Genomic DNA, 7420 nt, shown 5'->3' with positions numbered 1-7420 from the left:
CGGGCCGCCGTGACGGCCCCCGTTGGCGCGCGTGTAGCTGCGAGCGGGCCGTCGCTCGAACCGGGCTCTGGGCTGCGCCGGGTCGTGGTTGTCGCGGGGATCATCGCGCTGGTGGCCGCGAGCGGTGGCGGGTGGCTGGCGATGAGCCGCGCGGACCGGGCCAAGACCGGCGCGGCGGTTCAACCACCGGCGCTCGGCGAGGATCGGGCGCTCGAGCCTGGGCCCGAGCCGGTCGAACCCGAGCGGGTCGAACCGGCACGGGTCGAACCGGCACCCGAGCCCGCATCCAGCCCAGCGCCCGAGCCCGCATCCAGCCCAGCGCCCGAGCCCGCATCCAGCCCAAACCCCGAGCCAGCACCTGACGCCGTGCGTCGGCCCAAGCTCGTGGCCACCCACGCACCGAACGGCAGCGGCGAAGACTCGCCGACCGGGCGCAGCTGCGAAGGCATGCAGGCGCGGGGCCAGCTCGCGTTCGAGAGCCGCGATTGGCAAGCCGTGCTCACCCACACCGCGCGCAAGTCCTGTTGGTCGACCCAAGCCCAGACGCGTGTCCGCCTGCGGACGACTGCCCTGTTCAACTTCGGCCGCTGGAGCGAGTGTGCCACCATCGGCGCGCAGTCCGACGATGCGAAGGTTCGTTCGATCGCCGACGCCTGTCAGGCCGCCGCGACGCCCGAATACCCGGAGCCCAAATGAGCAAGTCTCTGTCCACGATGATCGCTAGCTGTTGCCTGTGCGTCACCCTCATCTACGCGGGGCCAAGCATGGCCGCGCCGCCGACCGCCTCGCCCGCGCCCCGGACGGTGCGGCTCGAGGTCGACGCCGACGAGCTCGGCGACAAGGCGATCGGGATGAGCCAGATGATCGTCGATCGCGTTGGGCCGCGCGTTCGGGCGGCAACGTTCGAGCTCGTCGGGGACGGCGACCCGGCCGAGATGGTGCTGCGGGTGCGGCTGCGCGTGCTCAAGTCGGGCGAGTACGACTATGGGGTGCACTTCGAGTTCGTGGATGACGGCGGCGGGCGGGAGCCGGCGATCGAGTGGGTCGACTGTCATGTGTGCGTGGATGCTCGGTTGATCCCCGTGCTCGATGAGCAGCTGCCGGCGTTGTTGATGAGCTTGGAGGCGCGGGTCGAGGCGCTCGCGGACGCGCGGGAAGCTGGGGCCGCCGATGAGACGCCGCCGCCGAAGGTGATCACGGGGTTGGGGATCGGCGGGGCGATCGTGGCGGCGGTTGGGGTTGGGGTGCTGATCGGGGGTGGGGTGGAGGTCTCGCGGGGGGTGGTGCTCGAGGACGGCCTCGATGAGCAGGGCGTGCGCACGGATCATCGCGCCCCTGGCTACGCGCTGGTGGGTGTGGGCGCTGCCGCGCTCGTCGCTGGTGTGATCTTGCTGGGCGTCGACCTTGGTGTGCAGGCCAAGAAACGCAAGCAGCGAGCGGGCGCCGGCCAGGCCCGTGTGTTCCCCCTGGTCCACAGCACGAGCGTCGGTCTGGGCGTCTCGGGAAAATTCTGATCTCTGACCTTTATATAGGGAGCCACCGTCATGCCGATCTCAAAGTCAAACGTCACTCTGTTCACGAGTCTGGGCTTCGCCAGCGGCCTGTTGATGGCTGCTTGTGTCAGCAACTACGACAATCCCGACCACTGCCGGTACGCCAAGGGAGATCAAACCTGCGCTGAGCGCTATGGCAACGAGCGCCCCTACTGCACCGCGGCGGCCTGCGACTCGACCTCGGAGGGGTTCCTGGGATGCGTAGCGGAGCAGCCTGCTGACGACTGCTACTACGCGTGCGGGGGGGACAACACCGTCATCGACGATGACTCGTGCCTGCTCGCGGGCGACGGCGACGGCGACCCGACTGGTGACGGCGACGGCGATGGCGACCCGACTGGCGACGGTGACGGCGACACCGTCTGCATGGGCGACGAGGACTGCTCTGACGGCGCGATGCCCTTCTGCGACCTCAGCTCCGGGGAGTGCGTCTCCTGTGATGGGACCGCGGACCCAGATGGCATGTGTGCGGGTGCCGACCCAGAACATCCTCTGTGTGTCGGGGGTGTGTGCGTCGCCTGCACCGAAAATGACCCAAGTGCGTGCACGGGAACCACGCCGATCTGCGAGGTTGAGACCAGCACATGTATCGGATGCGTGGATCACGGACAGTGTCCCGACAGCGCGTGCAACCTGGCCGCGGGGAACTGCTTCGACCCGGCCAACATCCTCCATGTCGACGGCGACTTCGTTTGTGCCGGGGCCGACGGCAGTGAAGGCGCGCCGTACTGCGACATCGGAGACGCGCTGGCCAACGCGCCGGTCGAACCGCTGCTCGTGATCCACGCGCAAGACTTGGACACCCCATACCTGGAGACCAACCTGATCAGCAACACGGTGGCGATGTTTGCGGCCGCGGGAGAGCATCCGGTCCTGCAGGGCGTCAACATGTCTGCGCCGCTGACAGTGGCACCGTCGGGGCTTCTGTTCTTGCGAGGCGTGGCGATGACCGGAACCCAAAACGGAGGCGAGGGCTTGGCGATCACGGGTGGCCAAGCCTGGATCGAGCAGGCGAAGATCACCAACAACGCTGGCGGCGGCATCCTCGTCGACGGCGGCGGCACCCTCGTGCTCGAGAACAGCTTCGTGGGCGGCGACGTCAGCAACAAGGCCGCGATCGACATCGTCGACGGCGCACTGCAGATGAGCTTCACGACAGTTGGCTCAGGATTCGGCACCTCCGCAGCGCTTCGATGCACCGACGGCGGCGCCACCACGGTGCGAAACAGCCTGCTGGTTTCAGCATCGGACGCCGACGAAGTCCAATGCTCCGGCGTTTCCGTCACCGACAGTGCGCTCGAGATGTCCATGGGCAACAACGTTGCTCTCGGGGCGCTCATGGCGGACTGGTTCCTCGACTTCGACAGTGGCGACTTTCACCTGATCCCCAACATGTACCCCGCCGCGATCGACACCGCTGCCACCTGGCAAACCGGCGACCCACCCACTGACATCGACGGCGACCCGCGCCCAACCCAGGACGGCACACCCGACTTCGCCGGAGCTGACCGCACCCCCTAATCGCTGGAGCCACCATGCGCCCACTCCCTCCCCTCCCCCGCGCCCCCGCCTGCGCGATCGGCTTGTTCACCTTGGTCGCCGCGCTCGCAGTCAGCTCCCCGGCCTCCGCCCAAGATCCGGAACCATCCCACGCCCACGCGGCGCTGCCGGGCGCCGACTCGATCTCTGCACGGGTCGAGCTGATCGCGGACTCCCTGCCCCCCGACACCCGGGCCGCGGTCGAAGCCGAGGTCGCGCATCAGCTCGCGGTGATCGCAAGCGAGCTCGGGTTCCGCGTGGCCGAGTCCGAGGCGGCAGGCCTGGTCTTGCGCGTGGAGCTGGGCCAACCAGATCACAAGAACCCGGTCTATGTGATCTACGCGGCCGCGCTCCACGAGGGACAGCTGCTCGAGCGCGCCGAGGCGCGGACCTGCTTTCGATGCACACCCGCGGAGCTGGTCGCCGACGCGCTCGAGCTGCTGCCGCGCGCCGTCTCCCAGGCTGTCGCCCTCCAACCAAAGACCGTCGAAGCGCCCGCGCCAGCGCTCACGGACTCACCCAACACCGACACACTCGCCCCGCGCACACCCAAGCCAGGACCCGCGAGCATTGCGGGCATCTCCCTGACCGCGCTGGGTGTGGTGGGGTCGATCATGGGCGGCGTGTTGCTCGCGCGCGATCCCAGGTCTCGACCCGGCGACGACCTGTACTTGACGACCATCAACTACGAGCCGCCCGGCGCCGCGCTGCTCGGCGTCGGGCTGACGTCGATCGTCGCCGGGACCGTGCTGCTCGCGGTCGACGCCTGGGTGCTCGGCCCCCGTCGCACCCGCAAGTCGCGGGCGTCGCTGCGCCACGTCGAGCTCGCCACCCCAGGGCTCACGCTCGCAGGACGGTTCTGAGCATGTCGCCCTCCGAGCACACGAATTCAACGGTACCGTCGCGGACTCACCCGGCCGCCCGCAGGCCCGGCCGGCTTCGGGTTCGGGTCGACGCTGGGCCGGTCATCGATGTCGCGCTCGACACCAGCGCAGCGGTGACATTTGGCCGCAGCCGCGCCGCCCAGGTCGTGATCAGCGATCAGTCGGTCAGCAAGGTCCACTTCTCGCTGCGTGCCGTGGACGGCGGCGTCGAGCTCGAAGACCTGGGCTCGAAGAACGGGACGTGGGTCGGCGAGCGTCGGGTCCGGCGAATGACCCTGCTTCCGGGCGACCGGCTGTGGGCCGGCGAGGTCTGCCTGCAGCTGATCGACGTCGACCACGTGGATGTCGAGGTCGCGCCCGCGCACGAGTGGGGCCTGCTGCACGGGCACAGCGTCGTGATGCGCGAGCTATTCGCGACCTTGGCCAAGCTTGCGAGCGCGCCAGCAGACGTGCTCATCCAAGGCGAGCCAGGGACGGGCAAGGAGCTGGCTGCGCGCTCGATCCACCGCGCCTCTGCGCGGTCCGAGGGGCCCTTTGTGGTGCTCGACTGCGCCGCGTTGCCGCTGTCACTCGCCGACCCGTTGCTGTTTGGGTTTTGTCGCAGCGCCTTCCCCGACGCCGACGCTGACCGGGCGGGCGTGTTCGAGCAAGCGAACGGCGGGACCTTGCTCATCGACGACATCGATCGGCTGGCGCCCGAGCTGCAGAGCAAGCTCTTGCGCGTGCTCGAGCAGCGGCGAGTCTGTCGACTTGGTCAACCCGACCATGTTCGCGATCTCGACGTGCGGGTCATCGCTATCAGTCGGCGCGACCTCGCTAGCGAAGTCCGAGCCAAGCGCTTGCGCGAGGAGCTCTTGCTCTGCATCGCCCACGCAAGCGTGCGCCTGCCCGCGCTGCGCGAGCGCGACCAAGACATGTTCATGCTCGCGCAGCGGATCCTGTCCGAGCTCGCTGCTGCAGACCAACCGTGCATGAGCTTGGCCGACGACGCCATGGCGCTGATGGGCGCGTACGACTGGCCCGGCAACGTCCGCGAGCTCGACCACACGATCCGCCGCTCGGCGCTGGCGTGTCGGGATCGCGTGATCCGGTCCGAAGATCTGGAGTTCGGCGCCCCGCGTTCGTGGGCACACAAGCTGAACCTCGACGGCCCCACGCGGGACTACGACACGCTGCACGAGGCGGTCGACAGGCTCTACCTGCCGCGCGTGCTCGCCGAGTGCAAGACGATCAGCGCAGGGGCGCGGCAGCTCGGGATCACCCGAGACCGACTGCGCGGCAAGCTGCGAGCGCTGGGTCTGTGGGGTGACAGCGAGAGCGTCAGGCCATGAGGCCCGCCAGCGCCCGCGCGATCACCAACTCGACCGGCGACGCGTCGGCGCGGCGGTGGTCCAGCGGGGCTTGCAGGTACACCATCGGGTTGCCCAAGAACCGGATCCGCGGCGAAGGGTTGGGCGACGCCGAGTGCAGCATCAAGGGGTGCACCAACAACAGATCCCCCGCCTCTCCCGTGACCTCGAACAGGCGCTCGCACTCGCTCGTGATCGCTCGGCCCGCGTGGACATCACAAAAGTCGACCCCCTCCGGCGCGGCCGCGAGCTTGCGGGCGACCTTGGCTGGGGAGTCCAGCGCCAGCCAGCTGTTGCCGCTCGCCGGGAGCAGATCCGAGAACACGATGAACACCAACAGCCCCATGCGCAGCTGATCCAGCCGGGTCTGCACGCTGGGCGAGTCGAGGTGCCAGCTCTCTTGGTTGGGCCTTGGCTCCCACGCGCGCGCCGACGGATCCCACTCGGCTCGGCGCGGGTACTGAACGATCAGGTTGCTGGTCCACGAGCGCGTGCGGATCCGGCCAGCGTCGCCGAGCAGCTGAAACACCGCCCGCTCCGCGAACGGCGAGAACTCGCTGATCGTGAACGGACGCTCGCCAACCACGTCCAGGCGCCCCTGCGGCCACGTGCGTGGATCGTTGCGATCATAGCGAGCGAGCTCGGCCGCCTGGCGCTTGGCGTGTGGCCCGCTGAGCCACCGCGCCGGATCCTGCGCGAGTCGGCGGTGGGCGCTGTCGACGATCGACTGCGCCAGCGAACGCGGGAACGCGCCACGCAAGTGCACGTAGCCGTCGGCCATGAATTGATCGATCTGCTCCGCGTCCAGCGAGCGCACCGCCGTGGCCGCGTGGGCCGAGCGAGCGCCCTTTGGGTGGCGCTCGAGCGAGCGCAACAGCAGCCGCGCCGCGCGAACGAGATCACCTTCGTCGTCAGCGTGGGCCACCCGCGCGACCCCAGCCGCGGGCACGTGACGCAGCCGCGTGGTCCCGGATCCGCTGACGCTGCGGTAGCTGATCGGCGCCGCGCTGCGGTCTGCGGTCAACAGCGCGCGCGCCCGGGCACACACGCGGGCCAGCACAGCCGGATCATCGACGACGCCCCCGTCGATCCAGATCGCCACGCCGAGCTCGCGGGCCGCATCCGACACCAACCCGGGGGCCAACGCGTACAGCTCCACAAACCGAGCCGCGTCTGCGGGCCGCTCGCCGCTGGCCGCGTCGACCAAGAACCAAACCAGCTGCGTGATCGCGTGGTCGGGCTCGAGTTCGTCCGCGCGCGCCAGCGCCTGCGCCGATCCATCGAGCTGGCCCAGCTCGAGCAGCGCCTCGGCCCGCAGCCGCCACGCCCGCGCGGAGCCCCGCGCATGATCCAAGGGCGCAGCAGCGACCCGAGCGAACTCACCGCGAGCGAGCGCCAGCGCCAAGTGCTCGTCCGCCAGCTCTGGATCGCCCACCTCGAACCCCGCGAGCGCGTCCGCGGCCGCGTCGAGCTGACCCAGCAGCAACTGCAAGCGCGCCCGCACCCCGGCCAACTCGCTCGCCGTCCCCCGCCCTCCCAACGCCGCCAGCTGCTCGAGCCGCGCCTCGACCTCACGCGGCCCTAGCTCGTAAAGGCTCGCCCACACCTGCTCCGGCTGGTCCGCCACCGACCCGCGCCCGCTCGCCGCGCGCGTCTGCTGCAGGCCCTTCACGTGCGCACGAAGATCGCGGATCCCGAGCGCGCCCAGCTGCCGTTGGCGCTCGCGCTGCTCCTCCGTCCACCCCAGCCGCCCAAGCCGAGCGATCAACTCGCGCAGGGTTGGCGCGGCCATGTAGCGATGCCCGTCAGCGACGCGATCGAGCAACACCAGCGCCCGGTCGTAGTCGCGGGTCACGTACGAGATCAGCCCGCAGGTCAGCTCCACCAGCTCGTGCGCCGGCAGCTTGGCCAGCGCCGCGTCGATGTCTGCCCGCGCCCGCGCGAGGGCCCCTCGCCGACACCACGCGATCGCTCGCAGCAGGTACGCCCGGGTCCCAAGCTCGTCCTGGATCTCCTGCGACAGCCACGCGTCGAGCTCCGCCGTGCTCGAAGGGATCAGCGCCGCCAAGTCCTGCGATGCCCGTGAGCCAGTCAA

Annotated in this window: 5 protein-coding genes and 1 pseudogene; 5 read left to right on the top strand and 1 reads right to left on the bottom strand. The window is 69.7% G+C overall.

Features of this window, described 5'->3' with window-relative positions:
- The 5 genes and pseudogenes from DB30_RS41620 to DB30_RS23430 all read left to right on the top strand — a co-directional run.
- Nucleotides 1–696, top strand: a pseudogene (locus DB30_RS41620) (hypothetical protein); the annotation flags it as partial.
- Entirely contained in the window at nt 693–1514 is an 822-nt protein-coding gene (locus DB30_RS23445) for a hypothetical protein (RefSeq protein WP_052552752.1), read from the top strand. The pseudogene DB30_RS41620 and the gene DB30_RS23445, both read left to right, overlap by 4 nt.
- Nucleotides 1515–1544: 30 nt before the next feature.
- Nucleotides 1545–3074, top strand: a complete 1530-nt coding sequence (locus DB30_RS23440) for a dickkopf-related protein (protein WP_052552750.1) — start codon at nt 1545–1547, stop codon at nt 3072–3074.
- Between the two features lie 14 nt (nt 3075–3088).
- Nucleotides 3089–3955, top strand: coding sequence for a hypothetical protein (locus tag DB30_RS23435; RefSeq protein ID WP_052552748.1), 867 nt, complete (start codon nt 3089–3091; stop codon nt 3953–3955).
- 2 nt (nt 3956–3957) lie between these two features.
- Nucleotides 3958–5307 carry a sigma-54-dependent Fis family transcriptional regulator gene (locus tag DB30_RS23430; protein ID WP_052552746.1) on the top strand — a complete coding sequence of 450 codons (1350 nt, stop codon included), beginning with the start codon at nt 3958–3960 and terminating at the stop codon, nt 5305–5307.
- Here DB30_RS23430 and DB30_RS23425 read toward each other — a convergent pair.
- Nucleotides 5297–7420, bottom strand: coding sequence for a 2OG-Fe(II) oxygenase family protein (locus DB30_RS23425; RefSeq protein ID WP_146660271.1), 2124 nt, complete (start codon nt 7418–7420; stop codon nt 5297–5299). The genes DB30_RS23430 and DB30_RS23425 overlap by 11 nt on opposite strands.

Source organism: Enhygromyxa salina (assembly GCF_000737335.2).
GTDB lineage: Bacteria > Myxococcota_A > Polyangia > Nannocystales > Nannocystaceae > Plesiocystis > Plesiocystis salina_C.
Note: the sequence above shows the minus strand (reverse complement) of the source record. Positions and strands in the feature narration are given on the sequence as shown.